The sequence below is a fragment of the Robertmurraya mesotrionivorans genome (assembly GCF_050971805.1).
GTDB lineage: Bacteria > Bacillota > Bacilli > Bacillales > Cytobacillaceae > Robertmurraya_A.
The window spans coordinates 25,281-50,765 of sequence record NZ_JBPCCH010000023.1; the positions used below are offsets into that span (position 1 = coordinate 25,281).

A 25,485-nucleotide genomic window follows, 5' to 3' on the forward strand; every position below is an offset into this window, starting at 1 on the left:
CTTATTATATCTTGTATAGTGGAAAGCGAGGGAGTTTTCCATCATTTGTTTTTTAACTTTGATCAGGCATCCAGTTTGCTGGGACACCTTTACCGGTTTCCTTTGCGTGCTGAAGGGCCTGCATAAGCCTTACATGTTCATAAAGGTTTCGTCCGACTTCTCTCGGATAGACGAGCTTAGCGACGATGATTTGTTCAGGATTTATAAAAAAAGAGGCTCTAAAAGCAGCACCTGCTTTCTCATCCAATACTCGATACGATTTGGAGATCGCATGAGTTCTGTCACTCAACATAGGGTAGTAGACATTTTGTAAAGAGGGAGTGGTTTCTCGAAACACTTTATGTGAATAGATGCTATCTGTGCTGATAGCCAAAATCTCCACATTCATCGCCTGAAAATATGGGTAAACAGCAGCGACCGCTGCTAGTTCTGTCTCTCAGACGGGTGTAAAGTCACTTGGATAGAAAAATAATAGAAGCCATTTCCCTTTATATTGCTCAAGTTCAAATGTTTTGATTTCTCCATTTACAAATCCACTTGTCGAGAATTTTGGAGCTTGATCGTCTCGAGTCGCGTAAAATGGCTGTTGTTCATTTTGAGATTCATTAGTCACTTGGATCCCCCTCCCTTTTTAAAAATTTACAACCCATTACTTTCTATAAATATGCATGAACCTTCTGAACTGTCCTGTTTCTTTTCTACATAGAAGGGAATTTTTCCGGAAAAGCTAATTTTGAGGAAAGGAGTGTGGAAAAATGGGTCGCGGAAAAGATTTTGAGCATAAGAAAAAGGGACATCCAGGGAAGTTTCCTGAGGGAACTCTTGTTGAAAAACATACAAAGGACGCAATTGGCGATGAGGAATTTCTTGTCGTACGTGAAGCGTTTAAAAACCGAGTGGAAACTCGAGACATCGAATAGACCTTGCAATCGCAAGGTCTTTCTTATTTGTCCAGCTCCATCGCCCAACCCCTCGAGGGAATAATTAAAAGCCATTATTCCTAGGTCATAAGCCAAATCTCTCCAGAAGGCAGGCCTTCCTGCGTGATTCGTCTTATGCTTGTCGGGGCTAAACGGGCGCTTGCGCTTTTCTTATTCCCTTTTTCTTTCGTTTTCCTGTATACTTATCCCGAGCAAATGGAAATTCGGAGGATAAATAATGAAATCACTCGTACTTGCTGAAAAGCCAAGCGTAGCTAGAGAAATTGCGCGTGTTCTTGGCTGTACACAAACACATAAAAGCTATATTGAAGGGCCAAAGTATATTGTCACTTGGGCGCTTGGACATTTAATTGAGTTGAAGATGCCTGAGCACTATGATACGAAATACAAGCAATGGAATTTAGAAGACTTGCCGATCATCCCTGATAAGATGGGGCTTAAGGTTATGAAACAAACCTCTCACCAGTATAAAGCGATAGAGTCTCTTGCCAAGCGAAAAGACGTGAAGGAGTGCATTATAGCAACCGACGCGGGACGTGAAGGGGAGCTTGTTGCGCGCTGGATTTTAGAAAAAATCCGCTGGAATAAACCGATTAAACGTTTGTGGATCTCATCCCATACGGATCGTTCGATTAAAGAAGGATTTGCTATGCTCCGTCCTGGAAGTGAGTATGAGAATTTATATGCATCGGCGGTTTGTCGAGCTGAAGCCGATTGGTTAATTGGACTTAATGTAACTCGTGCTTTAACCACAAAATATAAGGACCCTCTCTCTGCAGGTCGAGTGCAAACTCCAACACTTGCGTTAGTAATGGAGCGCGAAAAAGCCATTCAGACATTTAAGCCACAGGAATACTGGACGATTTCCGCCCAAATTGGACCTTTAAAGGCAGATTGGGAGGAAAATGGTGAAAAGCGAATTTTCTCCAAGGACAAAGCAGATAGTATTTTAGCAAAAGGCAAAGGACAAAAAGCGGTCGTTCAGTCGATCAATCGTACCGCAAAGTCTGAACAACAGCCTCTGCCCTATGATTTAACGGAGCTTCAACGTGATGCCAACAAGCGCTTTGGCTTTTCAGCGAAAAAGACATCGAGCGTTCTGCAAAAATTGTATGAGCAGCACAAGCTCGTAACTTACCCTCGTACGGATTCTCGTTACCTTACGACCGATATGGAAGCTACCATGCTCGATCGAGTCGAAGCGATTGCTGGAGGCTATAAGGAAGAAGTACGCAGCATTCTTGCTAACAAGGGTAAGGTAGTCGCAAAACGTGTGTTTAATAATGAGAAAGTAACAGACCACCATGCCATTATCCCTACAGAAGAGCGTTTATTTCTTCGTGATTTAGAGTCAGATGAACGAAAGCTCTACGATTTAATTGTGAAGCGGTTCCTTGCTCTTTTTTACCCTGCCTATCAGTACGAAACCATTCGTGCCGTATTTGATGTAAACGGGGAGTCATTTTCCGCGAAGGAAACGGTCGTGGTTGATGCAGGTTTTAAAGCTATTACAGGAAAAGACGAGGAGCTAAGTGGGCAAAAGCTCGGACAGATCACGAAAGGTCAGTCCTTCTCGATAGGCCAGGTTCAGGCGGAGAAAAAGCTAACAGAACCTCCTGCACGATTTTCGGAGTCTGATATTTTAGGTCAAATGGAGAAATACGGGCTCGGAACCCCTGCGACTCGTGCAGAGATTATCGAAAGAATCATTGAAACTGAGGTTGTTGAGCGGAAAAACGGACGTTTACATCCGACTCCTAAAGGAAAGCAATTGATGGATCTCGTGAATGAGGAGCTTACCTCTCCAGAGCTTACCGCGAAATGGGAAAAAGAGCTTGAAGCCATTTCACGTGGCAAAGGAGATCCAAAGCAATTTTTAAAACGAATTCGTAAGCAAACCGAGCAATTGATTTCTGAAATTAAGACGAGCGATAAATCGTATCGCGCTCATAACTTAACGGGATCCAAATGCCCAGAGTGCCAATCTTTATTAAAAGAGAGAAATACCAAAGAAGGCAAGATTCTCGTTTGCTCAAGCTCGGAATGTAACTACCGAAAGCGAAAGGATCCAAAGCTTTCTAACCGCCGCTGTCCTCAGTGTAAAAAGAAAATGGAAATGCACGAAGGAAAAGCTGGCTTGTACTTCCAATGCAGGAAGTGTAATGTGGTCGAAAAAGCAGAAGAGCGAAAGAAAGCAGTCAATAAACGCGAGGAACGAAAGCTTGTCCAAAAGTACTCACAAAAGGAAGACAATTTTGGAAACAGCCTCGGAGACTTATTAAAAGCCGCATTAGAAAAGAAGGATTAACGGAACGCTTAGGCGCCCTCAGGCACCTAAGCGTTTTTTCAGGAACAAAAATGTCCGCCCCACACGGACAAATCAGGGCGATCTGTCCACGAGCGGTGACAGACACCACAAAAAGACAGATCGGGTAGTTTTGTCCACGGAAGGTGACAGACACCCTGAAAAGACAAATCATGTGGTTTTGTCCACGAAGGGTGTCTGTCACCGCAATAAGGAGGTTTTCAGCATGAGAATACGCGAGTGGGATTCCAATTTGAAGGTTCGTTTGTTTGGTGAGGCGTTAATGAACATTACCTTTTGGATGTTTTTTCCCTTTTTAACGATATATTTTGCCGATGAGTTCGGCAAAAGCCTCGCTGGTTTGTTATTAATTCTTTCACAGGTTTTATCGGTTTTTGCCAATCTAATAGGCGGTTATTGTGCCGATCGATACGGACGTAAACGGATGATGGTTCTTTCTGCTTTTGGCCAAGGCATTTGCTTTATGTTGTTCGGATTTGCAGATTCACCGTGGCTTCAGTCTCCATGGATTGGCTTCCTATGTTTCTCGTTTGTTGGCTTTTTCGGATCCATCTACTGGCCAGCTAGTCAGGCTATGGTTGCTGATGTGGTTGACGAGAAAAATCGAAGCAGCGTGTTTGCCGTCTTTTACACATCGATTAATATTGCAGTCGTAATCGGTCCTCTACTGGGAGCGATTTTCTACGTGAATCACCGCTTTGAGCTTCTTCTCATCGCTGGGATTGTTTGTGTTGGTCTAGCAGCCGTCCTACAAAAATGGACACGTGAAACAGCACCAACTTACGAACTCAAGGAAAGCACCACCACGAAATGGTATTCGTTCGTTGGTAATCAGCTTCGCGACTACAAAGTCATTATCAAGGATCGAACTTTCCTTTTATTTATCACCGCAGGGATACTAGCCGCACAAACCTTTATGCAGCTCGACTTGCTCATCCCAGTCTATACAAAGGAAGTCGTTCATAACCAATCTCTCCTATCCATTGGCAATTGGACATTAACCCTCGGTGGTGAACAAGCCTTTGGTTTCATCCTTGCAGAGAACGGCCTGCTTGTTGCCCTTTTAACCGTATCTATTACCAAATGGGTCAATGGGTTTAAAGAAAGAAAAGTATTCATCGCATCTTCCCTGCTTTATGCAATTGCTATTATCTTATTTGGTCAAACAGAATGGATTTGGGGACTCGTATTTGCAATGGCTATCTTCACCGTAGCAGAACTTCTTGTTGCCGGATTACAGCAAAGCTTTATTTCAAAAATAGCCCCTGAGCATATGAGAGGACAATACTTCGCTGCAGCAAGTCTAAGATACACCATCGGTCGAACCATTGCACCAATCTCCATTCCTTTGACCGTGTGGATCGGCTATGAATGGACCTTTTTTACCATTGCCGTTCTTGCTATCGGTAGTGCCGTTATCTATTGGATTATGTTTTCAAGGCTAGATCACAAGCAACAACCTTTAACAGATGCAAAAGACTCTGCATAAGCACCTAAAGTCGCCACCCAATCTTGTATAAAAAAACCTTTCGGGTGGCGAATTTGTTTTCTTTTTCTAGAAAAAACGAATACAATAAGAAAGAAGAATCCATAAAAAAGGAGACTATACATATGAGCTTTCAAGCTAATTTAGAAAAATACGCAGAGCTGGCTGTTAAAGTGGGCGTGAACGTCCAGCCTAACCAGACACTAGTTATCAATACATCACTCGACTCTGCTGAATTCGTCCGTCTAGTTGTGCGTAAAGCCTACGAAGTTGGTGCCCATAATGTCATCGTCAACTGGCAAGACGATAAAGTCACGCGTACCAAGTACGAATTAGCACCTGATGCTGTTTTTAACGAGTATCCAGCGTGGCGGGCTCGTGAAATGGAAGAGCTTGCCGACAAAGGCGCTGCCTTCATGTCCATCGTTTCTTCAAGTCCTGACCTATTAAAAGGTGTCAACCCTGAGCGTATCGCAAACTCTCAAAAAGCTGCGGGTACAGCATTAAGCAATTACCGTAAAAAAATCCAATCCGATAAAGTGAGTTGGACGGTTATTGCAACTCCTTCTCCTGCTTGGGCTGCTAAAGTATTCCCAAACGCAGCACCTGAAGAACAAGTAAGTCTCCTTTGGGATGCAATTTTCAAAGCGACTCGTGCAGACTTAGGCAATCCAGTTGAAGCATGGAAAAAGCATGACGAAACACTTCATGAAAAGGTCGAATACCTAAACGAACGTCGCTATAAAAAACTACACTATACGGCTCCTGGAACAGACTTAACGATTGAGCTTCCAGAAAAGCATATTTGGGTCGGTGCAGGTAGCATTAACGAACAAGGAAACAGCTTTATGGCCAATATGCCAACAGAAGAAGTGTTTACTGTTCCACATAGAACAGGAGTAAACGGATATGTAGCAAGCACCAAACCGCTTAGCTACGGTGGAAATATCATTGATAACTTCACTATTACTTTTGAAAATGGGCGCATTGTCGATGTAAAGGCCGAGCAAGGCGAGGATATTCTAAAACGCCTTGTTGATACGGATGAAGGATCACATTATTTAGGAGAAGTCGCATTGGTTCCGTTCCAATCTCCTATCTCTCAATCAAATGTGCTTTTCTATAACACCCTTTTCGACGAAAATGCATCCAACCACTTAGCAATTGGAAGTGCCTACGCATTCTGTATCGAAGGTGGAAAAACGATGTCTGCTGAAGATCTTGAGAAAAATGGTCTCAACGAAAGCATCACACATGTCGATTTCATGATCGGCTCAGCTGAAATGAATATTGATGGTATTACAAATGATAATCAAACAGAACCCGTATTCCGAAACGGAAATTGGGCTTTCTAACTGGATACTGAAAAGGCTTGGTTACAAAACCAAGCCTTTTTCTATAAGAAAACTTTTTACCACAAATGGTCTAAACCCTCCGACTTTCCTATATTTTATAACATGGATGATTCCACACACTTCAAAGGAATAGGTGAGGTCTAGATGTTTGTTGTAACTTATTATGATAATAGAAATGTTTTATTAACTCAGTTACTCAAAAATCTCCCAGCGGAAGGGGAAAATGTAAAGATCAAAGGGCGAAAAGGAAAGATTACTGCCGTATCACCCATCGATGAAAAGTATGTTCACGTATATGTTGCTCTTGAAGCAGTTAATAAAAATAAACTTGCAGTACTAGATAACTCCAAAAAGAAAAAGCGATAAGAAAAGCGCAAGCCCCCTGGTCAGCGCCGTATGGCCTGGAGCGCTCCAACTGAGATAAAGGAAACACGAAGAGCCAGAGGCGCATTCGTGCTTGACTTATCGTAGGGCGGAGAGCGAAGGACACTAGGCGCTAGGGCGCAGGAGCTAGACAATTGTCAAAGTCGAAAATCTTATACTTTCTTATCTTTTAAAAAAAGCATGAGGAAATTCCTCATGCTTTACTTATTGTCGTTATTTTTTCCTTCCACTCCAGCACCTAATTCCTCAAAGCTTTTTACTTTCCCATGAGGATGCTGTTCCTCTTTCCTCTGCCTCCACTGGCGTTCTTGTTGACTCTTTGATTTTGTCATTTCAGACGCTCCTTTTCTCAGGATAACTACCTTTATATCATTTCAGGAACTCCTATAACTTATGTAATCATCATGTGTTTTACAAACAAATCCAGCCGGTACGTGGTAAAATAGCGAGCCTTATCAAGTTGGATCACCAAAAGAGGCTATTGCAAAGAAATTCGAATTATGGGAGGATGAAACTACATATATTAATTGTTAAGATGAATTTAGGAGTGAATAACGTGGACCAGTTACATATTATCGTTTCTGGTAAAGTGCAAGGAGTTGGCTTTCGATACTATACGCAAATGAGAGCAGCACAATATGGAGTCACTGGCTGGGTAAAAAATCTGGATGATGGCAGCGTAGAAATAATTGCTGTCGGTCAGCCTGAGGACCTCCAGCTTTTTATAGAGTCCATACGAGAAGGAAATCCTTTCTCTAAGGTCAACAATATGGAAATACATACAAGGGAGAAAACAGATCCATATCCTTCCTTTAAGATTAAATATTAGTATACAGTAGAGAGACCTCATTCGAAGGTCTTTTTATTTTCCAATAAATAACCAGTTGTTCAATGCCTTTTTATGGACATATTAGATTTGTACAATTATGAAAAGTCTTTGGAGGAAAAGAGTGTATGAGTTATTTAGATACTGCAGCTAGAGTAAGCATCACCTTTGTAGCCTTGTATGTCTTATGCCGAATTCTTGGAAAAAAATTAATTTCTCATTTAACACTCTTTGACTTCATATCAGGAATTACCATTGGTTCCATGGGAGGTTCGTTTATTTTTACCGATAAAATCCCCATTCATATCGGTCTTTTTGGAATGGCGATCTTTACAGCTCTTGCTCTTCTCTCTGATATTCTCTCCATTAAGTCTCACCATGCTCGTAAATTTCTTAACAGTGAGCCTTTGCTTGTCATAAAAGATGGACGAATTTTAGAAGATAGAATGTCCAAAGCAAGGCTAACGATGGACGATTTGTTATTATTATTAAGAAAAAAGGATATCTACTATTTAGATGAAGTGGAGTATGCTTTTTTAGAAACCGATGGATCACTATCAGCACAGAAAAAAATTGCCCAACAAACCGCTAAAAATCAGGATTTACAGATATCCACTCCCTTTCGTGGTATCCCAAGAACCTTTATTATTGATGGGAAGCTCGTGATGGATCACTTAAAGGGTACGGGAAAGGATGAGAATTGGGTGCGTAATATGTTGCAAGCAAACGGAATTCAAAGCCCTTCTGACATCGCTGTGGCTCAAATTGATGAACTTGGCACCGTGTTTTTAGATAAAAAAACAAAAGACACCTACTAAGGCGTCTTCCATTATATCTGTGACTCGTATACATCCTGGCTAGATTCTACTACATACTCTGGCTTTGGCTTTCCTGCATTGGCTTTATGCCCAGCAATATGATCGGGGTGCTTCTCCCAATTCTTCCAATCTGACTCAGATTCCCAGCGAATCATAACGATGACTTCTTCATTACCACGACGACTTTTCTTCAATAGTAGTTGCTTATCAATAAAACCTGGCTGCTCTGAAATCAATCCGCCTTGCTTTGAAAAGCGCTCGATTACCTTTGAAGCGTGTCCTTCTTCAACAACGATTTTTTTCATTTGATAAAACATTGGGATGGCCTCCTTTTTTGTAAAAAGCCGGAACGAAGTCCGGCTATCGTAATTTATTGAAGTGCTGCTTTTACTTCTTCTACCATAGATTGAGTTGATTGAACACCATTTCCTGCGATGTACCAGTTAACTGCATCTAGGTAAATAATCTTTCCATCCTTATATGCGTTTGTTTTCTTCACTAACTCATTTTCAATGGTTTCTTTTGCACCAACTTCTCCACCAACCGCAGCAGAGCGATCGATAACAAAAATGACATCTGGATTTTTCTCTAAAATGTATTCAAATGTAATGCTTTGACCGTGTTGAGATACTTCTAGGTTTTCGTCCGCTGCTTTGAATCCAAAGGCATCATGAACGAATCCATAACGTGAACCTGGGCCATATGCACTTACTTTTCCTTCATTCGCTAATAAAATCAACGCTTTGCTGTCAGAAGCTGATGCTTCCTTGTTAAGCTCATCAATGCTTGCTGTTAACTCTTCCATTTTTGAATCAAGCACATCTTCTTTTTCAAAGATTTCTGCTAAAAGTTCGAAATTCTTTTCTAGAGAAGACATATAGTTTGTATAATCCACATCAATGAACACAGTTGGAGCGATTTCAGCAAATTGATCATATAATTCCGCTTGTCTACCAGAGATAAAGATAACATCTGGTTCTAAGTGATGAATGGCTTCAAAATCAGGCTCTTTTAAGCCACCTACATTGGTATATTCAGAACCAGCATATTTTTCTAAGCTTTTTGGAACAACTGCTTGTGGAACACCAGACACTTCTACACCAAATGCATCTAATGTATCAAGAACACCAAAATCAAATACAACGACCTTCTGTGGGTTCTTTTCTACTTTAACTTCACCATATTCGTGAGTAATCGTTACTTCTTTTGACGCTTCTTCTGTTTTTTCTCCTTCTGTACTAGCAGTCGTGCTCGCTTCCTCTTTGCCACCACACGCAGCTAATAAGAAAAGCATTGTGAAAATAAGAGAAAATAAACCTAACTTTTTCATCTTTCTATCCCCTTTTTTATGAATTAAAGTACACGCAGATTCGGCAATTGTTCATTTCTTGAATCGGAATATCCATATCATAAATTTCCTTCAAGGCTTTTGATTGGATAATCTCATTCGTTGGTCCATCTTTTACGACCCTTCCATCCTTTAAAGCAACAATACGGTCGGAATAGACAGAAGCAAAATTGATATCATGAAGAACGATTACCACCGTTTTTCCGAGCTCATCCACCAGACGGCGTAAAATTTTCATAATCTGTACAGAATGCTTCATATCCAGATTATTTAATGGCTCATCCAGTAAGATATACTCTGTGTCTTGGGCAATAACCATCGCGATAAAAGCTCGCTGCTTTTGTCCCCCAGACAACTCATCAAAATATCTGTCCTCCATGTCCTTCAACGCCATGTATTCAATCGCTTGATCAACCATTTTCTCATCTTCAGCCGTTAAACGACCCTTTGAATAAGGGAAGCGACCGAATGAAACCAGCTCACGAATGGTTAAACGAACATTCATATAATTCGATTGCTTTAAGATCGATACAATTTTTGAAAAGTCATTTGACTTCATCTTTTTAATATTCGACTGATCAATGAGCACCTCACCTGTATCTGCATCCAAAAGACGACTGACCATCGATAACAGAGTTGACTTTCCTGCTCCATTCGGGCCGATAAAAGAAGTAATCTTTCCTCTTTGAATGGAGACAGTTACATCTTCTACGACTTTCTTTTTTCCATAAAACTTCGAAAGTGCTTGAACTTGGATCAAGATGATCGACTCTCCTTTAGCAGTAAATAAATGAAGTACACGCCACCAATGAAGTTAATAATGACGCTAAGTGTCGTTGAAAAAGTAAAGACTCTTTCTACCACCCATTGGCCACCAACGAGGGCAATGATACTAATTAAACCAGCTCCGCTGATCAGAATCTTGTGTTTATAGGTTCCAAACAACTGATAAGACAGGTTAGCAACAATCAATCCAAAAAACGTAATTGGTCCTACAAGTGCCGTTGAGACGGAAATAAATACCGCAACAAGTATGAGCATTTTCTTTACTAATGAATCGTAGTTAACACCTAGATTTACGGCGTTATCCCTGCCTAGAGACAGCACATCTAAATAGGTTGTATATCGCCAAGCATAAAGCATTAACAATCCTATGATCCCAATCGCAATCCATAAAATATCGGTATTGATATTATTAAAGCTTGCAAACATTCGATCTTGTACAATTTGGAATTCATTCGGATCAATCAATACCTGTAAGAATGTCGAGATGCTTGAGAAAAATGTCCCTACGATAATTCCAATCAACAACAAGAAGTAGATTGGTTGATTTCCTTTCTTAAAAAGAAATCGATAGAGTAATAGCGCAAAAACAATCATCGCGACGACTGAAATGCCGAAATTCACTTGCTTGTTCGTAACCGTAAAATGGGTTGAACCCAAGAAGAAAATAATCACGGTTTGAATGAGCATGTAAAGGGAGTCTAGACCCATAATACTCGGAGTTAGGATTCGGTTGTGGGTAATCGTTTGAAATACCACAGTGGAATAAGCGATAGCCACCCCTGTTAAAATCATGGCAACTACCTTAAATCCTCTTCTTGGAAGAGCATAATCATAGCTTCCATTCAAATCATGAAATAAATAAAGAGCACAAACGGCTATTGCAGCCACAGTCAGTAATATATTCTTGGTTGAGTTACGCATACGCCTTCCTCCGGAACAACAAGAATAGGAAGATTCCACTACCGATCACACCGACCATTAATGAGATAGATATCTCATATGGGTAAATAATGACTCGGCCAAGAATATCTGTTACTAAAAGAAAGTTTGCTCCCAGCAACGCCGTATGTGGTAGGGTCTTTTGTAGATGGTCCCCTTTGAAAATAGAAATAATATTCGGAATAATTAAGCCTAAAAAAGGAATAACCCCGACTGTAAGAACCACCGTCACCGTAATTAGAGCAACTAATACCAACCCTATATTCACGACTCGCTTATAGGCAAGACCGAGGTTTTTGGAAAAATCCTCACCCATCCCAGCAACCGTGAACCGATTAGCATACAAGTAAGCTACTAATAACACCGGTATACTTATGTACAACAGTTCGTAGCGACCTTTCATAATCATTGAAAAATCTCCCTGAAGCCAAGCGGACATGTTCTGTATAACATCTGCACGATACGCAAAGAACGTAGCAACTGATGATAAAATATTTCCGAACATGAGTCCGACGAGTGGGATAAATATAGCATCCTTGAACTTAATTCTGTCCAGGATTTGCATAAATAAGAAAGTCCCTGCTAGAGCGAAGGCAAATGCGATTCCCATCTTTTGTAGCATCGTTGCATTCGCAAAAAATAGCATCGATACGAGAATTCCTAGCCTTGTCGCATCTAAGGTTCCAGCGGTTGTCGGAGAAACAAATTTGTTTCTGCTTAATTGCTGCATGATCAAACCAGCAATACTCATCCCTGCTCCTGCTAGCAAAATAGCAATTAACCTTGGAACGCGACTAATTAAAAAGATCTCAGTTTCTTCTGATTGAAAGTCAAGTAACATCTTTGGAGAAATGCTGCTTACCCCTACAAAAAGAGATAGAACTGAAAGAATAAGTAACGCGAGTAGTAAATATCGTTTCTTCATCGGCTCTCCTCTTTATCAAGTATCTAATAATGAGAATCATTATCACAAGCTCTATCATATATTTATATACAAAAAGTGTCAACCTTATTGATAATGTTTTTCATATAAAATTGAAAATTTACCCAAATCCACATCCTACTCTGTAAAATTAATGACAAGTAAGGTACCCTAAGGTTAAAAGAAGACTTGTTGATTTCTATTAATTGCATAGGAGTATCTCATATGACCAACATTCTAATTGTCGATGATGACATCAATATTTTAAAGCTTCTAGATGTTCATTTATCAGAAGCTGGGTATCAAGTATTCGAAGCTCAGGATGGGATAAAAGCTTTAAGTATCTTAAGCAATATAAAATGTGATTTAGCCGTTGTGGATGTGATGATGCCATATATGGATGGTTATGCCTTAACAAAAGAGATTCGAAATAGGTACGACATTCCTATCATCCTTTTAACAGCTAAAAATCAAATTGAGGATAAGGAACAAGGTTTTCATTCTGGAACCGATGATTATCTTGTCAAGCCTTTTGAACCGAAAGAACTACTCTTTCGAATCAAAGCTTTGCTTCGGCGATATGACATACAACCGGATGGATCGATTGTTCGTGTAGGAGATACGATCATTAATAAAAAAAGCTATGAAGTTCAAATTGGAAGTCGCACGATACTATTACCCTTAAAGGAGTTCGAACTTTTGTATTTTTTGATTTCAAGTCCTAGGCAAGTATTTTCCCGAGATCACCTAATAGAACATATTTGGGGTTTGGATTATGAAGGAGATGAACGAACGGTAGATGTTCATATAAAAAGATTAAGGGAACGTTTTTCAAAATTGACAGAGGATTTTCAAATTAAGACCGTACGTGGGATTGGATATTTATTGGAGACAAAACGCGGATGAAATCTCTTTATGTGAAATTTGTTGTGATTACAATTGGAATCATGTTTTTAAGTGGGATACTAGCTTTTTTAATCTCTAATACTTATTATCAGCAAAATTTAAAACCTTCTAATGATCAAAAAAATACAAAAATTGCACTTGAGATAGCTGCATTTGCTGAGGAACATCCGAATATCAATTTCAAGGAGTACTTAGAAAACCTTTCTACCATTGGATATCAAATGTACTTAGTAGATCATTCTGGAAGGGAATCCTATTTTGGAGCACCATTTAGGGATCAAACTCTTTCTGCTTCCACTAAAGAGCAAGTATTTCATGGTGATATTTATCATGGTATTCTTCAGTTTCCCAAGAAAACCTTTGTGACAGGTTTTTTTGCAAATGAATTAAAGAATACGATTGGTATCCCAGTAACACATAATGGAATAAATTATGCTCTTTTTATTAGACCTGATATTAAGCTTCTTTTTAATGAGATGCATATTTTATTCGGCTGGCTACTTGCATTAATGATTATTTTAAGCATCGTGATGGTAGTGGTCAGCACGAAATATTTAGTGAAGCCGATATCTAAATTAACAGTTGCCACAAAGTCATTATCAACAGGAAACTTTAATGTAGAACTCGATATTGATCGTAGTGATGAATTAGGAGAACTATCCCAAAGCTTTCTACAAATGTCACGTAAATTAGAACAATTGGATGAGATGAGAAAGGAATTCATATCAAATATTTCTCATGATATACAATCCCCACTATCTAATATAAAAGGGTATACAAATCTATTGGAAAAAGAATCATTGAGTAATAAAGAAAAAACACAATATATTTCTGTCATAAATGGTGAAATTAGTAGACTTTCTACTTTAACTAAACAATTATTACTTCTTGCCTCCTTAGATCGCGATGAAGATATTTTGAAGAAAAGACCATTCAATGTTGCACAGCAAATGAAGGAACTGGTCCGAAATTATCAATGGGTAATAAATGAAAAAGGGATTATGCTTGGCTATTCCTTGCCAGATACCGAAATGATCGGTGACCCCTCTTTATTGAATACAGTATGGAATAATCTGTTAACGAATGCCATTAAGTATAATAAAGCCGATGGTAGTATTGAGATATCAATTGAAGAAAGGGAAAAATCGATATTGATAACCTTTGAAGATACAGGAATAGGATTGAATCATAAGGAAGTAGAGAGGATATTTGATCGCTTTTATCGGGCAGATATTGCACGCACGCGTTCTGTTGATGGGACAGGACTTGGCCTATCTATAGTGGCTACAATTGTTAAACTGCATGGTGGTTATATTCATGTGAATAGTAAAGAAAATGAAGGGACCACTTTTGTTGTTGAATTACCTATAAGTTAGTATGATCTTTCGATTGTGTCAGGCATTCCAGTGGGGAAAATACCCACTGGTGATGTCTGACACTTTTTTGGTAAAGTCAAAATTTCTCCTTGCTCCCCCCATTTGTAACTTGTTATTCATCCTCCGTTCATATAAAAACTATAGACTAAGGATGTCAAAAGAGATGGGAGGAGAATACATGAACATGGCATGGAAAGAAATTAAAAAAAATAAAGTAAGGTTTTTCATATTAGGTTCAATCGTTTTTCTAATTAGTTTGTTAACTTTTATTATTTCTGGTTTGGCAAATGGATTATCACAAGATAATGCTGCATTAATTAAAGACTTGCCAAACGGACAATTTTATATGAATACAGATGCAGAGGAAACTTATAATTTATCGAGAATCGACCTTAGTATTCAAGATCAAATGTTAAACGAACAAAAGGATGCTGCTGCACTATCCATACAAATGGGCTTTTTGAATGATGAGAAGGATAAGCAACACAGCGTTGCCTTTGTTACATCTACGGACACAAAGTTGTTTGAACATGTGAATCGCGGGGAAATCGTACTTGATCGCTCATTAGAGGAAGAAGGTATCAAGGTGGGAGATACCTTAACGAATAATCAATATAGTGGCAAATTTGTGATTAAAGGTTTTGTGGACCAAAAGAAATATAGCCATGCCCCTGTTGCTTATATAAATATGGAGGATTACAAAGAAATGTACCGAGTTGAAGAAATGCAGTTGGTTTTCATACCAGGAGGAGATACAACACAGGAATTCACTGGATTACAATCTTTTTCAAATAAGGAATTCCTCAAAATCATTCCGAGTTACAGTGCAGAACAAACGTCTTTAAATATGATTATATGGTTCTTAGTGGTGATTAGTGGAATGCTGTTTGCTATCTTTTTCTACATGATGAACGTTCAAAAAATGGGTCTATACGGTATTTTAAAAGCGATAGGTGTAAAAACGAGCACCTTGTTTAACATGATGTGGACACAAATGTTGTTTATTACCATAATTGCACTTGTTCTATCTGTTACGCTTAGTCAAGTCTTTAATCTGGTTGCACCAAAGGGAATGCCTTTTAGTTTAACCGCTGAAACAACCATGCAATTGTCGTTTGTCTTCTTAATTATTGGATTTATGGGAGCTACGCTATCAGGTATACAAATTAATAAAGTAGCACCATTACAAGCGATTCAACAAGGAGAGAATTAATATGGAGATATTTACTATAGATGAAGTCAGAAAAACATTTACTAATGGTGAGGTGCAAGAAGAAATACTAAAAGGAATAAACCTATCTCTTAGAGAAGGTGAAATAACAGCATTAGTAGGTGCATCAGGATCTGGCAAAAGTACACTCCTTACAATAGCAGCAGGTCTTCAACCCGCATCAGATGGACGAGTAATATTCGAGGGCCAAAATATGACGACCATGAGCTCAGAACAAGTTCGGAAAATACGAGCAAGTAAATTTGGTTTCGTTTTTCAATTTGCACATCTCGTTCCTTTTCTTACAATTGAAGAACAACTGATACTTATGCTGGAGGTTTCTGATTCGAAACTTAAGAAATATGAACAAAAAAGAGAAATTGACAACATTCTAAAGTTAGTTGGAATGGAACATCGAAGAAATGCTTATCCGTCTTCCTTGTCGGGTGGGGAAAAACAACGGGTTGCCATTGCTCGTGCAATCATCCATAAACCTAAAGTTCTCTTCGCAGATGAACCCACGGCAAGTTTAGATTCTAAAAGGTCTAAAGATGTTTTGTCATTAATCCGAGATTTAACTAAAACACTGAATATCACGACCTTAATGGTTACCCATGACGAGGAAATGCTCTCTTATGCTGATCATATTATTAAAATGAGCGATGGACAGGTTTTGAAGAGTAAAAATTAAAAGATATAAAGGAAAACGGGTACTGATCCAAGCAGGATTAGTACCCGTTTTTGTTGAAGGAAACGCACAGCACTCCCTATTAGGGCTACAGCTTTGCATTTGTAATATGAGCAAGATGATGATTTCCGTGCCATGCGTACAAACCAATATTTTTCTCTACTGACACGATACCTGAATCTGGATGTACAAAAGTTCGTTTCAATTCGTCATCACTTACACCATTTAAAAGTGTGGTCAATCTTAAGTGAACAGACTCAATAAGTGTTAAAGACACTTCAACCGGTAGCTTCGAATCTTCTAACTCAGCCCATCTAGCTTCCTCGTAAGGCTTAATGACTGGACTGTCTTCAGTCAAGGCCAGCTTAAAACGTATATATGCGTTCATATGGCTATCTGCAATATGGTGCACCACCTGCCGAATCGTCCAACCTCCCTCACGGTAAGGAGTATCTAGCTGTTCATTGCTTAAGCCTGAAACAGCCTCTCTTAGCTTTTTAGGCAAGCTAGCAATTTCCTCTATCCAGTGATGTGTTAACGTTCTATTGATGTCTCCCTCTAACTGAAACGTCCCAATCGGGTATCTCTCATCCATCTTCAACCTCTCCCCATCACATATTTATTTATCTGCTTGGTCCGAAGTTCCTTTCTCCATACCTGAACTAGGGCCATGCTTCACACCTTTGCTTTTATATGGCTTTGCATTCTTAGCTTTTTTTGCTCCAGCTTGCCAACGCGTCCAGCCTTTTTTTCCCGTACCTCTGCCTACTCCACTCTTGCTCTTTGCTTTTACTTTCGTCAATTCTAATCACTCCATTGCTATTCTATCTTATATTATAGCTCTTTTCTTAAACTTTGTTGTTTTTTGGAACATCATTTTATTGATTGCACTATGTATCCGTAGAAAATAGCATCAATCTAATAAGAAAAGAGCCTGCAAACTAAATTCTTAAGCGCAAAATAGCTATTTCCACGTTAAAATCGGCTTTAAGATTTTAACATCAACCTTTACGAAACCAGCCTATATTATAGACTAGTTTTATCATATTGGAGGATGATATGCTGATATTTCAATTTTAGAGTGGACTAAATTACTTCCAAACCTTCTCTAATAACTCTCTAAAAATTTCATTAAGTAAATGCGTTGATGTGTTTTTATCACTTACCTTCATGTCCTTCATCATTCTCTCAATGTATTCAAACTCTTGTTGTAGGTATTCGTTAAGCACCCGAATTGGGGGTTCTAACTTTAATGAGTGCTCTGCTCTCGCTCTTTTTTGAGCGATAAGTTCTTCAATGGATTGCCTTACCGGACCTATGGGAACCAGTTCTTTTACAAGTACATCAAACTCAATGGGTGGAAAGGTATGGTTCGAAATAATCCACTTCCCTGCTAACAGAGGACGAAGAACCGTAAAGTACTTTTTATGATGTACCTCTTCTTCTAAAAGGTACGAACGAAAGTTTCTTTTCGCCATACTAACATAATGGTAAAGACAGGTTACAGGTGAAAACACCTTATGTTCGATGGCTAACAACTTTTCAAGAGTTGAATATTTTTCATAGTAGAGAATGTCAGAATGAAGCCACTCGAAAAATGGCGGGTTAGACTTTCGGTACAATCTTAATGCTTTCGTTAACTCCCATCCACTCATGTCTAATAGCGGATGAACCGAGATGGAAAGAGTGTCTTTTGATGGCACTTCAAGAACATCTCTTCCTTGATCAATGGACAAATACCATTTCTTTGTATGTACATACAGAAATCTCACATCATAATCGCTATCCATGGAAGGAAATCCCCATGCCCGGCTCCCCGATTCACAAGCGTACAATACTTTAACATCATATTCTCGCTCAATTTGCTGAAGAACTTCTATTATGTGTTCCTTCATAAAATCCCTCTTTAGTATTTTCTTTTATCATAATGCTCAGACAAACGAAAACCAATACTAAGCTAAATAAACCGGCAGGAACTTGTCCTACCGGTCTAGTATTATATTTTAAATCTCTTGATCATTTCAGCAAGCTGTGAACTTGCTTCATTCAACTCAATAGCTGATTGTGTGACCGAATCGAGCGCACGTACCTGCTCCTCGGTCGATTCACTTACCTTGTCTGAAGCTACTGCAGAGTGCTCCGCAACGGAAGCGATGCTTTGAATGGAAGCTACCACATCATCCTTTAAATCATTGATATGGTCAATATCCATTCTGATCGATCCGATGGAAGAGACAATCGCATTTATCGTATGTGATATATCATTAAACGCTACTTCTGTTTGACCAACAGCCTTGCTTTGCAATTCTGAAATGGCTACTGTTTGCTCCATTTCCTTCACAACATGCTTTGTTTCTTTTTCAATGCTTGAGATCGTTTGTTTTACTTGATGTGCTGCTTTCGCTGATTGCTCAGCAAGCTTTCTTACCTCATCAGCAACAACGGCAAACCCTTTTCCACTTTCACCCGCTCTAGCTGCCTCAATACTTGCATTTAAAGCGAGGAGATTCGTCTGATCTGAAATCTCTGTAATCGAATGAATGACCTTTTCAATTTCCTTTACCTTTGAGTCAAGGTTATTAATGACTGTCCCAACACTCTTAATGACTTCATCGCTTTCGACCGCTCGTTGTCTTAAGAAGTTCATTTGCTCCAAGCCTTTAGCATTCGTGACTTCGGCTTGCTTGGACAAACCAGTCATTTCATCAACATTATCTTTTACTTTTTCGATTTGTGTCGATAATCCGATTGCCTTTTGATTTGCTCCCTCAGCATCCTGTGCTTGCTGATACGCGCCTGCGGCAATCTCTCCGGTCGCTCTTGCTACCTCTTCACTTGCAGCAATTGTTTCCTCTGATACTGCTGTTAAGCTAGAAGCTGAGTCATTTACACTGTCTACAGATTTTTCTACAGAGGCTATAAGCTCACGCATGTTTTCAACCATGATGTTAAAATGATCAGTTAATTGACCTGTTTCATCCTTTGATTGGCTTTCCACATGAATCGTCAAATCACCTGCTGCTACCTTTTGAACTTGCTGGTTTAACAGAGTGATTGGTTTTGCGATACTTTTTGACAGGAAATAAGTAATCACAAGACCAGTAATAATGGCGATCGCTGCAATGATGAGAATCGCATCTTGAAGGCTTTTTGCACTTTCTAATACGTTTTTCGTCTCATATACCATTCCGACCTTCCAGCCTGTTTGATCAAGTGTCTGGTAATATAATTCGTAATCTGTTTTACTTTCTGTATACGAGGTTGCCCCTTTGTCTCCACTACTTACAGTAGCAAAATACGCTTTTTTACTAACATCTTTTCCTTGTTCCTTAGGATGAACTAAGGCCATGCCATTTTTATCTAATAATAGAGAATATCCACCATAACCGACTTTTGTTTCTTTGATGATTCCTGAAAGTCCTGCTAGGCTAAGGTCCATCCCAACAACCCCAAGCGTTTCCTTCGTTTCTGGGTCAACAACCGCTTGTGCTACTGTTACGACATATTCTCCTGAGCTCGCATCCTCATATGGATCTGTCCAGATGGTTTGGCCTGATGATTGAACTGCCGCAGTATACCAAGGTCTTCCCGTTGGATCATAATCTGGTGGCAGCTCGATAACAGGGGTAGTCGTAAACTGCTTCGTTTCTGCCCCAACATAGATGGTTGCAGCATTTTTATTAAGGTTCATAAATTCTTGAAAGTCTTTGTCAACGATGGGCCAATAAGTGCTTAAACCCGTTTGCTCGTTAGCTTTCACTTGCTTTAAGTAATCAATAATTCGGCTATCTTTACTATAGCGGTCAACCGAACTTCCATAAAAATGTAAGTATAAGTCAATATTGCTTTTTAAGCTATCTACTTGAGCACTTGAGCTTGAACTCACGCTAGTCAACATTTCATCCTTTGTTTTAAAAAACGTAACAGTTGAAACAACTAGTAACGTAACAGCTATAAGGATACTGACCGTTAGCATGATTTTCGTTTGTATTTTCTTGAACATGCCTTCACCCCAACGATGTTTTTCTTTTATATCGTCACAGGGTAAAGAAATTTGAAGGATTTTGTCGAATTTTTAGAAAAAAAAATAAAAAGCAGAGAATTCAATCTCTGCTTTCATTTTAATTAACGGTTATCAATCGTCTCTGGATTCAGGTCATGGTTCATTAAGCGATAATGTGCCATTTCTTCGTATTTCGTACCAGGCTTGCCATAATTTGTGTACGGATCAATTGAAATTCCGCCTCTAGGAGTAAATTTCCCCCACACTTCGATATAGCGCGGATCCATTAACTCAATTAAATCGTTCATAATAATGTTCATGCAGTCCTCATGAAAGTCTCCATGATTTCTAAAGCTGAACAAGTATAATTTTAGAGACTTGCTCTCTACCATTTTCTGATCAGGAATATAGCTAATATAAATCGTTGCAAAGTCCGGCTGACCTGTTTTTGGACAAAGGCTTGTAAATTCAGGACAGTTGAATTTCACAAAATAATCACGATTGGGATGCTTGTTATCAAACGCCTCAAGAATGCTAGGAGAATACTCGAACAAGTACTTTGTCCCTTGATTTCCTAATAAAGTCACACCTTCTAATTCTTCATCTTTTCTTCCACTCATGAAAAGAACCTCCTTTTAATATGAACCGTGTTCAACAACGAAAAGAGGCATAGAAAACATAACCTTGACTGAAAAAATAAAACCATATCCTCATTGGATATGGTTGATAGTAATCATCAAAGCCATAGTTTTTTATAGAGGGTTTTGTTCGCTATGAACCTCTCCCGACACACGGGAATATGAATATGTCATCGTTACTATAGTGAATTTCTGTAAAAGTGTCAACGGTTTTTTATTCCACTTGTTTTTGGCAATTGGTGCATATTTCAAGCGATATTAGGAAACATTAACCTTCGTGTTGAATAAAGGAGGGATATTGATGAAGAAATTTGTTGGAATTATGGCTGCATGCTTGCTTTCGATGTCCATCTTTGGTGCCACGTCTTCTTTTGCTGAAGTGGAAAAACCTGAAGATGCTACGAACACCGAAGAGGTGAAACTAACTGACGCTCAAAAAGCTGAGCTCGCTAAACTACATAAAGGTATTTTGGAACAGAAAAAACAACTGATTCAAAAATACGTAGAATTCGGTGTGATCCCAAAGGAAAAAGCCGACAAAATGATTCAGCGTTTCGAAGAGCATTACAAAATGCTTGAAGAGAATGGCTTTATTTTCAGGGGGCCACACGGCGGATCCGAACGCGGACCACATGATCACCACAAAAGTGAAGAGTAACAAGAAAAGCGCAAGCGCCCTGGTCAGCGCCGTATGGCCTGGAGCGCTCCAACTGAGATAAAGGAAACACGAAGAGCCAGAGGCGATTCGATGTTGACTTATCGTAGGGCGGAGAGCGAAGGACACTAGGCGCTAGGGCGCTGGAGCTAGACAATTCTCAAAGTCGAAAATCTTATAATTTCTTCTCTTTCAAATTAAAAACGGACCTGCTCATGAACATGAAGTGGCCCGTTTTTTGGTTATTGAACGAATTACAACCCCTTATTATCCGCAGGGAATTTTACACCAATCTGCTTGCGTACTTCATCCATAATTTCCATCGTTACCAAGGAGTTTTCGTATGTATTAATGGTTGATTCAGTCTCACCTTTTTCAATCAGTTCAATGAATTCCTTCGCTTCATAATACATAGATTCTACTTTTTGCGGAACGGATAGGTCTACTTTTTCTCCATTTCGGTATTCAAGTACGACCTTTTCTGGTGTGTTCACTTTATCAATCACTAGATTTCCGTCTTCCCCTTGAATTTCAGAAGGAATGGAAGAGTTCGTGATCTTTGAGTACATTAACACGGCATCCATATTTTTATAAGTTAAAAGAATACTTCCTTCGCCATCCACGCCAGATTCCAACAGGACACCAGATGCTTTAACGGATAATGGTTTACCGAATAGCGCCACGACTGGATATATACAATACACACCAATATCCATCAATGCCCCATTTGAGAAAGTAGGGTCAAATGCATTCAAAATCGTTCCACTTCGATACGCATCATAGCGGGAGGAATACTGACAATAGCTTGCAAATACACGTCGTACCTGACCGATTTTCTCCAGATTCTCCTTAATCACAGCAAAGTTTGGAACAAAGGTAGATTTTAATGCTTCCATTAAAAGAACATTGTTTTCCTTCGCTGTTTGAATCATTTGCTCCAATTCCACTTTGTTTGAGGCAATCGCTTTTTCACAAAGAACATGCTTTCCATGCTTTAAAAATAGAATCGCTTGTTCTGCATGAAAAGAGTTTGGGCTTGCAATATACACGGCATCAATATATTCACTTTTTGCCATTTCCTCTAGACTTGTAAATAAATGAGAAGCCTGGTATTTGTCCCCGAATTCCTTCGCTTTCTCTTCATACCTTGAATATACGGACGTTAATTGAAAATTGGGCAGTTCATTTGCCGCCTGTAAAAATGATTCTGTAATCCAGTTGGTTCCTATTACACCAAAGCGTATCATTGTCTATCTCCTTTGCCTTTAGTATGCTACCATTATCTTCCCTTCTTACGATTTTTTCAACCTTCATTAAATCCACTTGCCAACATTAGGAAATGGAGGTATTATTTAATTGACCAGTGTTCAATTAATGAGGTGAAACGATTGTCTCCAAGAAAATCTGCACAAGATGAACTAACAAAGGCAGCTATCATCCATGTCGCTCGTGAATTATTTGTTACTAGTGGCTATCCCTCTTTTTCCATGAGGAAGCTAGCTAATAAGCTTGGATGTAGTCACGGGGCCATTTACTACCATTTTAAAAATAAAGCTGAACTGTTTTATGAGATTGTCACACAAGATTTCCTTACTCTCGATCAAGTACTTGAGGATGTGCTTTCCACTCCAACTAACTCTAATGAGGAGAAACTGTATTTGATTCTTTTCGAGTATATCCGTTTCGGCTTAACCCACCAACCTCAATATGAAGTAATGTTTCTGATCAAGGATGAAGAAGTTAAAGGATATCTGCTTGAGGCTCCTAATAAAAGCTATTTACACTTTGCCAATGCGGTTGCTAGTCTTACACCCAAGCCTCTTTCACCGAAGGATATATGGTCCTTATTTATTGGGGTCCATGGGTTTGTCACGCATTATTGCAGAACCGAAACCACCTTTGAGGACGTGAAACTACTAGCCAAATCGCATGTGGAGTTTCTTTTAAAAGCATTGATATAAAAATGAAGGGCACAAGCCTTTTATTTTTACGCATTATTAAACAGTGGTCAATAAATAAAAATAGGAGAGATTTCAAATGAAAAAAGCATTGGTATTAGGTGCAAGTGGTGGGATGGGATTTGCTTTAGTAGAAGAACTTGTTAGTAGAGGGATAGAAACGATTGCCTTTGCACGTTCTTCTGAAAAACTAGCTCTTTACAAACAGGATTGGGGTTCGTTAGCAAAGACCAAGGTTTGCGACGTGTTAAACGAACAACACTTAAGCGAGGCAGTTAAACATGTTGATCTCGTATTTCACTCTATCAATATTCCTTATGAAAAGTGGAATCCGGGCCTTTTTCAGATTCTTGAAGCCATCCTTACTCAGTGTGCCAATCACAAGAAACCACTCATTTACGTTGATAATATTTATTCTTACGGCAGACAATCATCACCCGTTTCTGAAAATACCTCAAGACATCCACATACGAAAAAAGGAAACATTCGCTTACAGCTTCAAAATCAAATTCAAACATCTAAAGTTCCCTACATTATTGCCTACTTCCCAGATTTCTATGGACCTAAAGCGGAGAGTACCATCCTTCAATACACCTTTAATCAAATGTTGAAAAAGCACTCTGCTGGCTTTGTTGGAGACACTAAGCTTCAACGTGAATTTATTTATACGAAGGACGGTGCAAAAGCACTTGTCGAACTTGCCTTGAGAGAGGACTGTTACAATCAGCATTGGAATATTTCTGGTGCGGGCACGATAAGTGGAGAAGAAATTGCTAAGATTGCCTCTCATTTTCTTGATAAACCGCTGAAGGTAAAACCGATTGGCCGACGGATGATAGCCGCTCTTGGTTTGTTTAATCCTTCTATGAGAGAAGTGACAGAGATGATGTATTTAAATGAGACACCCGTCATCCTGGACGGAACCAAGTACGAAACACTCATAGGGCCTCTTCCAAAAACACCCTATCATGTAGGTGTTGTCGAAAATTTAAAAGAGTTGGCAAAAAAATAGAAACAAAAAAAGACTCGTAAAGAGTCTTTTTTTTCAAGCTTAAATTAAGCTTTGTTTACGTTAGCAGCTTGTGCTCCACGTTGTCCTTGTTCTACGTCAAAAGTAACTTCTTGACCTTCTTCTAAAGTCTTGAAGCCTTCGCCTTGGATAGCTGAGAAGTGAACGAATACATCGTCTCCACCTTCGCGCTCGATGAATCCAAAACCTTTTTCTGCGTTAAACCATTTTACTTTACCTTTTTCCATTGTGAGTTACCTCCTAGTGCCTTGACACTGTAATACTATCCTTGCTCTCATTGATATAAAGAAGTAGTTTTCTTACATACCGAACAAAAATAATTCTCTTATATCTTACCATCAATAACTAGTTTTAGCAAACGCATTCAACGTTTATTTTTCGAGTCCTTTTGACATAATTAAACAAATTGAAGCAAAGCTTTACTTTTTTCTACTATAACTTTAATAGAAATGATGTAATTTTTTTCGAAGCTCTTCTATCCCTTCTTTGCAAACCCCGTAAGGTAGCCAAGAGCATCCTTTACATAGATGATCCAAATCGTCGGGAGTTACTTTGGAAGCTGTTAGGGAGACTAGATGTGACTTCAAGTACGACTTCTCTTTCTCTAGTCCTAAATGGGATAGTACTTTTTCATCCATAGACAAAACATGCTCATTTGATCCCGCGCTAGCCTCACATTTTGTGTTCCCTCGATGGGGGCAGGCCATGCATGCGTCATCAAAGGCAGCTACCGTTTTTATCATAAAGTCATCATGATCATTTCTAACTTTTGCTACAATTTCCGTCATCTTTTCAACAAATGCTGGGCTATATCCCATCCCTCTGAAACCATGAACACAGAGGAGATGATGCCCTCTTAACACCTTTTCTTCTTCCATTTTCCTTTCCTC

The 25,485-nt window shown here is 39.2% G+C and carries 29 protein-coding genes; 14 read left to right on the plus strand and 15 right to left on the minus strand.

Annotation, left to right across the window (positions count from 1 at the left end; translation table 11 throughout):
* Nucleotides 1-52 precede the first annotated feature (52 nt).
* The gene (locus ACRX5O_RS21750) at nt 53-613 is read right to left on the minus strand and encodes a peroxiredoxin (protein WP_433907866.1); all 561 of its coding nucleotides are present in this window, start codon (nt 611-613) and stop codon (nt 53-55) included.
* Nucleotides 614-755: 142 nt separating this feature from the next.
* On the opposite strand from ACRX5O_RS21750, the gene ACRX5O_RS21755 reads away from it, so the two are divergent.
* The 5 genes from ACRX5O_RS21755 (at nt 756) to ACRX5O_RS21775 (ending at nt 6,474) form a co-directional block, all read left to right on the plus strand.
* Nucleotides 756-920 (plus strand): hypothetical protein, encoded by a 165-nt coding sequence (locus ACRX5O_RS21755; RefSeq protein WP_162927685.1) that lies wholly within the window; start codon nt 756-758, stop codon nt 918-920.
* A gap of 238 nt (nt 921-1,158) precedes the next feature.
* Nucleotides 1,159-3,249 (plus strand): DNA topoisomerase III, encoded by a 2,091-nt coding sequence (locus tag ACRX5O_RS21760; protein ID WP_433907867.1) that lies wholly within the window; start codon nt 1,159-1,161, stop codon nt 3,247-3,249.
* A gap of 223 nt (nt 3,250-3,472) precedes the next feature.
* Nucleotides 3,473-4,756 carry an MDR family MFS transporter gene (locus ACRX5O_RS21765; protein WP_433907868.1) on the plus strand — a complete coding sequence of 428 codons (1,284 nt, stop codon included), beginning with the start codon at nt 3,473-3,475 and terminating at the stop codon, nt 4,754-4,756.
* Between the two features lie 122 nt (nt 4,757-4,878).
* The gene (locus ACRX5O_RS21770; protein WP_433907869.1) at nt 4,879-6,108 is read left to right on the plus strand and encodes an aminopeptidase; all 1,230 of its coding nucleotides are present in this window, start codon (nt 4,879-4,881) and stop codon (nt 6,106-6,108) included.
* A gap of 144 nt (nt 6,109-6,252) precedes the next feature.
* Nucleotides 6,253-6,474 carry a hypothetical protein gene (locus tag ACRX5O_RS21775; protein WP_433907870.1) on the plus strand — a complete coding sequence of 74 codons (222 nt, stop codon included), beginning with the start codon at nt 6,253-6,255 and terminating at the stop codon, nt 6,472-6,474.
* Nucleotides 6,475-6,692: 218 nt separating this feature from the next.
* Here ACRX5O_RS21775 and ACRX5O_RS21780 read toward each other — a convergent pair whose 3' ends face one another.
* Nucleotides 6,693-6,824 (minus strand): DUF6254 family protein, encoded by a 132-nt coding sequence (locus ACRX5O_RS21780; protein WP_240390664.1) that lies wholly within the window; start codon nt 6,822-6,824, stop codon nt 6,693-6,695.
* 224 nt (nt 6,825-7,048) lie between these two features.
* On the opposite strand from ACRX5O_RS21780, the gene ACRX5O_RS21785 reads away from it, so the two are divergent.
* On the plus strand, nt 7,049-7,321 hold the full coding sequence (locus ACRX5O_RS21785; protein WP_433907898.1) for an acylphosphatase: 273 nt from the start codon (nt 7,049-7,051) through the stop codon (nt 7,319-7,321).
* A 125-nt stretch (nt 7,322-7,446) separates the two neighbouring features.
* The gene (locus ACRX5O_RS21790; protein ID WP_433907871.1) at nt 7,447-8,136 is read left to right on the plus strand and encodes a DUF421 domain-containing protein; all 690 of its coding nucleotides are present in this window, start codon (nt 7,447-7,449) and stop codon (nt 8,134-8,136) included.
* 11 nt (nt 8,137-8,147) lie between these two features.
* Here ACRX5O_RS21790 and ACRX5O_RS21795 read toward each other — a convergent pair whose 3' ends face one another.
* Genes ACRX5O_RS21795 through ACRX5O_RS21815 form a run of 5 tightly spaced genes read right to left on the minus strand, consistent with a single transcriptional unit; the run spans nt 8,148 to nt 12,134 of the window.
* Entirely contained in the window at nt 8,148-8,453 is a 306-nt protein-coding gene (locus tag ACRX5O_RS21795) for an antibiotic biosynthesis monooxygenase family protein (protein WP_433907872.1), read from the minus strand.
* A 53-nt stretch (nt 8,454-8,506) separates the two neighbouring features.
* The gene (locus tag ACRX5O_RS21800; RefSeq protein WP_433907873.1) at nt 8,507-9,466 is read right to left on the minus strand and encodes a siderophore ABC transporter substrate-binding protein; all 960 of its coding nucleotides are present in this window, start codon (nt 9,464-9,466) and stop codon (nt 8,507-8,509) included.
* Nucleotides 9,467-9,482: 16 nt separating this feature from the next.
* On the minus strand, nt 9,483-10,244 hold the full coding sequence (locus ACRX5O_RS21805; protein ID WP_433907874.1) for an iron ABC transporter ATP-binding protein: 762 nt from the start codon (nt 10,242-10,244) through the stop codon (nt 9,483-9,485).
* The gene (locus ACRX5O_RS21810) at nt 10,241-11,191 is read right to left on the minus strand and encodes an iron chelate uptake ABC transporter family permease subunit (protein ID WP_433907875.1); all 951 of its coding nucleotides are present in this window, start codon (nt 11,189-11,191) and stop codon (nt 10,241-10,243) included. Before ACRX5O_RS21810 ends, ACRX5O_RS21805 begins: the two co-directional genes overlap by 4 nt.
* Complete coding sequence (locus tag ACRX5O_RS21815) at nt 11,184-12,134, minus strand: ABC transporter permease (RefSeq protein ID WP_433907876.1); 951 nt, start codon at nt 12,132-12,134, stop codon at nt 11,184-11,186. Before ACRX5O_RS21815 ends, ACRX5O_RS21810 begins: the two co-directional genes overlap by 8 nt.
* 222 nt (nt 12,135-12,356) lie before the next feature.
* On the opposite strand from ACRX5O_RS21815, the gene ACRX5O_RS21820 reads away from it, so the two are divergent.
* The 4 genes from ACRX5O_RS21820 to ACRX5O_RS21835 all read left to right on the plus strand — a co-directional run bounded on the left by ACRX5O_RS21820 (nt 12,357) and on the right by ACRX5O_RS21835 (nt 16,314).
* A complete protein-coding gene (locus ACRX5O_RS21820; RefSeq protein ID WP_433907877.1) occupies nt 12,357-13,037 on the plus strand; it encodes a response regulator transcription factor in 681 nt (226 codons plus the stop codon).
* Nucleotides 13,034-14,413, plus strand: a complete 1,380-nt coding sequence (locus ACRX5O_RS21825) for a sensor histidine kinase (RefSeq protein WP_433907878.1) — start codon at nt 13,034-13,036, stop codon at nt 14,411-14,413. Before ACRX5O_RS21820 ends, ACRX5O_RS21825 begins: the two co-directional genes overlap by 4 nt.
* A gap of 178 nt (nt 14,414-14,591) precedes the next feature.
* Nucleotides 14,592-15,626, plus strand: coding sequence for an ABC transporter permease (locus ACRX5O_RS21830; RefSeq protein ID WP_433907879.1), 1,035 nt, complete (start codon nt 14,592-14,594; stop codon nt 15,624-15,626).
* Nucleotide 15,627: 1 nt separating this feature from the next.
* A complete protein-coding gene (locus ACRX5O_RS21835; RefSeq protein WP_433907880.1) occupies nt 15,628-16,314 on the plus strand; it encodes an ABC transporter ATP-binding protein in 687 nt (228 codons plus the stop codon).
* 85 nt (nt 16,315-16,399) lie between these two features.
* Here ACRX5O_RS21835 and ACRX5O_RS21840 read toward each other — a convergent pair whose 3' ends face one another.
* The 5 genes from ACRX5O_RS21840 to queF all read right to left on the minus strand — a co-directional run bounded on the left by ACRX5O_RS21840 (nt 16,400) and on the right by queF (nt 20,934).
* Nucleotides 16,400-16,906 carry a YfiT family bacillithiol transferase gene (locus ACRX5O_RS21840; protein ID WP_433907881.1) on the minus strand — a complete coding sequence of 169 codons (507 nt, stop codon included), beginning with the start codon at nt 16,904-16,906 and terminating at the stop codon, nt 16,400-16,402.
* Nucleotides 16,907-16,930: 24 nt separating this feature from the next.
* Nucleotides 16,931-17,113, minus strand: a complete 183-nt coding sequence (locus tag ACRX5O_RS21845; RefSeq protein WP_433907882.1) for a DUF3934 domain-containing protein — start codon at nt 17,111-17,113, stop codon at nt 16,931-16,933.
* A 289-nt stretch (nt 17,114-17,402) separates the two neighbouring features.
* The gene (locus ACRX5O_RS21850) at nt 17,403-18,206 is read right to left on the minus strand and encodes a nucleotidyltransferase domain-containing protein (protein WP_433907883.1); all 804 of its coding nucleotides are present in this window, start codon (nt 18,204-18,206) and stop codon (nt 17,403-17,405) included.
* A gap of 101 nt (nt 18,207-18,307) precedes the next feature.
* Nucleotides 18,308-20,314 carry a methyl-accepting chemotaxis protein gene (locus ACRX5O_RS21855; protein ID WP_433907884.1) on the minus strand — a complete coding sequence of 669 codons (2,007 nt, stop codon included), beginning with the start codon at nt 20,312-20,314 and terminating at the stop codon, nt 18,308-18,310.
* A gap of 122 nt (nt 20,315-20,436) precedes the next feature.
* On the minus strand, nt 20,437-20,934 hold the full coding sequence (gene queF / locus ACRX5O_RS21860) for a preQ(1) synthase (protein WP_119706693.1): 498 nt from the start codon (nt 20,932-20,934) through the stop codon (nt 20,437-20,439).
* A gap of 319 nt (nt 20,935-21,253) precedes the next feature.
* Between queF and ACRX5O_RS21865 the strand changes: the two genes are divergently transcribed.
* Complete coding sequence (locus tag ACRX5O_RS21865) at nt 21,254-21,610, plus strand: YckD family protein (RefSeq protein WP_433907885.1); 357 nt, start codon at nt 21,254-21,256, stop codon at nt 21,608-21,610.
* Between the two features lie 251 nt (nt 21,611-21,861).
* On the opposite strand, the gene ACRX5O_RS21870 is transcribed toward ACRX5O_RS21865, so the two are convergent.
* Nucleotides 21,862-22,854 (minus strand): Gfo/Idh/MocA family protein, encoded by a 993-nt coding sequence (locus ACRX5O_RS21870; protein WP_433907886.1) that lies wholly within the window; start codon nt 22,852-22,854, stop codon nt 21,862-21,864.
* Between the two features lie 141 nt (nt 22,855-22,995).
* Between ACRX5O_RS21870 and ACRX5O_RS21875 the strand changes: the two genes are divergently transcribed.
* Complete coding sequence (locus ACRX5O_RS21875) at nt 22,996-23,568, plus strand: TetR/AcrR family transcriptional regulator (RefSeq protein WP_433907887.1); 573 nt, start codon at nt 22,996-22,998, stop codon at nt 23,566-23,568.
* A 76-nt stretch (nt 23,569-23,644) separates the two neighbouring features.
* Nucleotides 23,645-24,577, plus strand: a complete 933-nt coding sequence (locus tag ACRX5O_RS21880) for an SDR family NAD(P)-dependent oxidoreductase (protein WP_433907888.1) — start codon at nt 23,645-23,647, stop codon at nt 24,575-24,577.
* Between the two features lie 44 nt (nt 24,578-24,621).
* Here the strand turns inward: ACRX5O_RS21880 and ACRX5O_RS21885 are convergent, their stop codons facing one another.
* Together ACRX5O_RS21885 and ACRX5O_RS21890 are read right to left on the minus strand one after the other, a co-directional pair.
* A complete protein-coding gene (locus tag ACRX5O_RS21885) occupies nt 24,622-24,822 on the minus strand; it encodes a cold-shock protein (protein WP_066052591.1) in 201 nt (66 codons plus the stop codon).
* Nucleotides 24,823-25,035: 213 nt separating this feature from the next.
* The gene (locus tag ACRX5O_RS21890; RefSeq protein WP_433907889.1) at nt 25,036-25,473 is read right to left on the minus strand and encodes a DUF1284 domain-containing protein; all 438 of its coding nucleotides are present in this window, start codon (nt 25,471-25,473) and stop codon (nt 25,036-25,038) included.
* Between the last annotated feature and the right edge of the window lie 12 nt (nt 25,474-25,485).

What these genes read in the sequence shown, in the direction of transcription:
- ACRX5O_RS21765 (WP_433907868.1), top strand. Translation starts at nt 3,473, where the DNA reads ATGAGAATACGCGAGTGGGATTCCAATTTGAAGGTTCGTTTGTTTGGT.
- queF (WP_119706693.1), bottom strand. Translation starts at nt 20,934, where the DNA reads ATGAGTGGAAGAAAAGATGAAGAATTAGAAGGTGTGACTTTATTAGGA.
- ACRX5O_RS21850 (WP_433907883.1), bottom strand. Translation starts at nt 18,206, where the DNA reads ATGAAGGAACACATAATAGAAGTTCTTCAGCAAATTGAGCGAGAATAT.
- ACRX5O_RS21880 (WP_433907888.1), top strand. Translation starts at nt 23,645, where the DNA reads ATGAAAAAAGCATTGGTATTAGGTGCAAGTGGTGGGATGGGATTTGCT.
- ACRX5O_RS21835 (WP_433907880.1), top strand. Translation starts at nt 15,628, where the DNA reads ATGGAGATATTTACTATAGATGAAGTCAGAAAAACATTTACTAATGGT.
- ACRX5O_RS21820 (WP_433907877.1), top strand. Translation starts at nt 12,357, where the DNA reads ATGACCAACATTCTAATTGTCGATGATGACATCAATATTTTAAAGCTT.
- ACRX5O_RS21760 (WP_433907867.1), top strand. Translation starts at nt 1,159, where the DNA reads ATGAAATCACTCGTACTTGCTGAAAAGCCAAGCGTAGCTAGAGAAATT.
- ACRX5O_RS21790 (WP_433907871.1), top strand. Translation starts at nt 7,447, where the DNA reads ATGAGTTATTTAGATACTGCAGCTAGAGTAAGCATCACCTTTGTAGCC.
- ACRX5O_RS21890 (WP_433907889.1), bottom strand. Translation starts at nt 25,473, where the DNA reads ATGGAAGAAGAAAAGGTGTTAAGAGGGCATCATCTCCTCTGTGTTCAT.
- ACRX5O_RS21755 (WP_162927685.1), top strand. Translation starts at nt 756, where the DNA reads ATGGGTCGCGGAAAAGATTTTGAGCATAAGAAAAAGGGACATCCAGGG.
- ACRX5O_RS21870 (WP_433907886.1), bottom strand. Translation starts at nt 22,854, where the DNA reads ATGATACGCTTTGGTGTAATAGGAACCAACTGGATTACAGAATCATTT.
- ACRX5O_RS21795 (WP_433907872.1), bottom strand. Translation starts at nt 8,453, where the DNA reads ATGTTTTATCAAATGAAAAAAATCGTTGTTGAAGAAGGACACGCTTCA.
- ACRX5O_RS21855 (WP_433907884.1), bottom strand. Translation starts at nt 20,314, where the DNA reads ATGTTCAAGAAAATACAAACGAAAATCATGCTAACGGTCAGTATCCTT.
- ACRX5O_RS21800 (WP_433907873.1), bottom strand. Translation starts at nt 9,466, where the DNA reads ATGAAAAAGTTAGGTTTATTTTCTCTTATTTTCACAATGCTTTTCTTA.
- ACRX5O_RS21830 (WP_433907879.1), top strand. Translation starts at nt 14,592, where the DNA reads ATGAACATGGCATGGAAAGAAATTAAAAAAAATAAAGTAAGGTTTTTC.
- ACRX5O_RS21865 (WP_433907885.1), top strand. Translation starts at nt 21,254, where the DNA reads ATGAAGAAATTTGTTGGAATTATGGCTGCATGCTTGCTTTCGATGTCC.
- ACRX5O_RS21810 (WP_433907875.1), bottom strand. Translation starts at nt 11,191, where the DNA reads ATGCGTAACTCAACCAAGAATATATTACTGACTGTGGCTGCAATAGCC.
- ACRX5O_RS21780 (WP_240390664.1), bottom strand. Translation starts at nt 6,824, where the DNA reads ATGACAAAATCAAAGAGTCAACAAGAACGCCAGTGGAGGCAGAGGAAA.
- ACRX5O_RS21885 (WP_066052591.1), bottom strand. Translation starts at nt 24,822, where the DNA reads ATGGAAAAAGGTAAAGTAAAATGGTTTAACGCAGAAAAAGGTTTTGGA.
- ACRX5O_RS21825 (WP_433907878.1), top strand. Translation starts at nt 13,034, where the DNA reads ATGAAATCTCTTTATGTGAAATTTGTTGTGATTACAATTGGAATCATG.
- ACRX5O_RS21840 (WP_433907881.1), bottom strand. Translation starts at nt 16,906, where the DNA reads ATGGATGAGAGATACCCGATTGGGACGTTTCAGTTAGAGGGAGACATC.
- ACRX5O_RS21775 (WP_433907870.1), top strand. Translation starts at nt 6,253, where the DNA reads ATGTTTGTTGTAACTTATTATGATAATAGAAATGTTTTATTAACTCAG.
- ACRX5O_RS21770 (WP_433907869.1), top strand. Translation starts at nt 4,879, where the DNA reads ATGAGCTTTCAAGCTAATTTAGAAAAATACGCAGAGCTGGCTGTTAAA.
- ACRX5O_RS21815 (WP_433907876.1), bottom strand. Translation starts at nt 12,134, where the DNA reads ATGAAGAAACGATATTTACTACTCGCGTTACTTATTCTTTCAGTTCTA.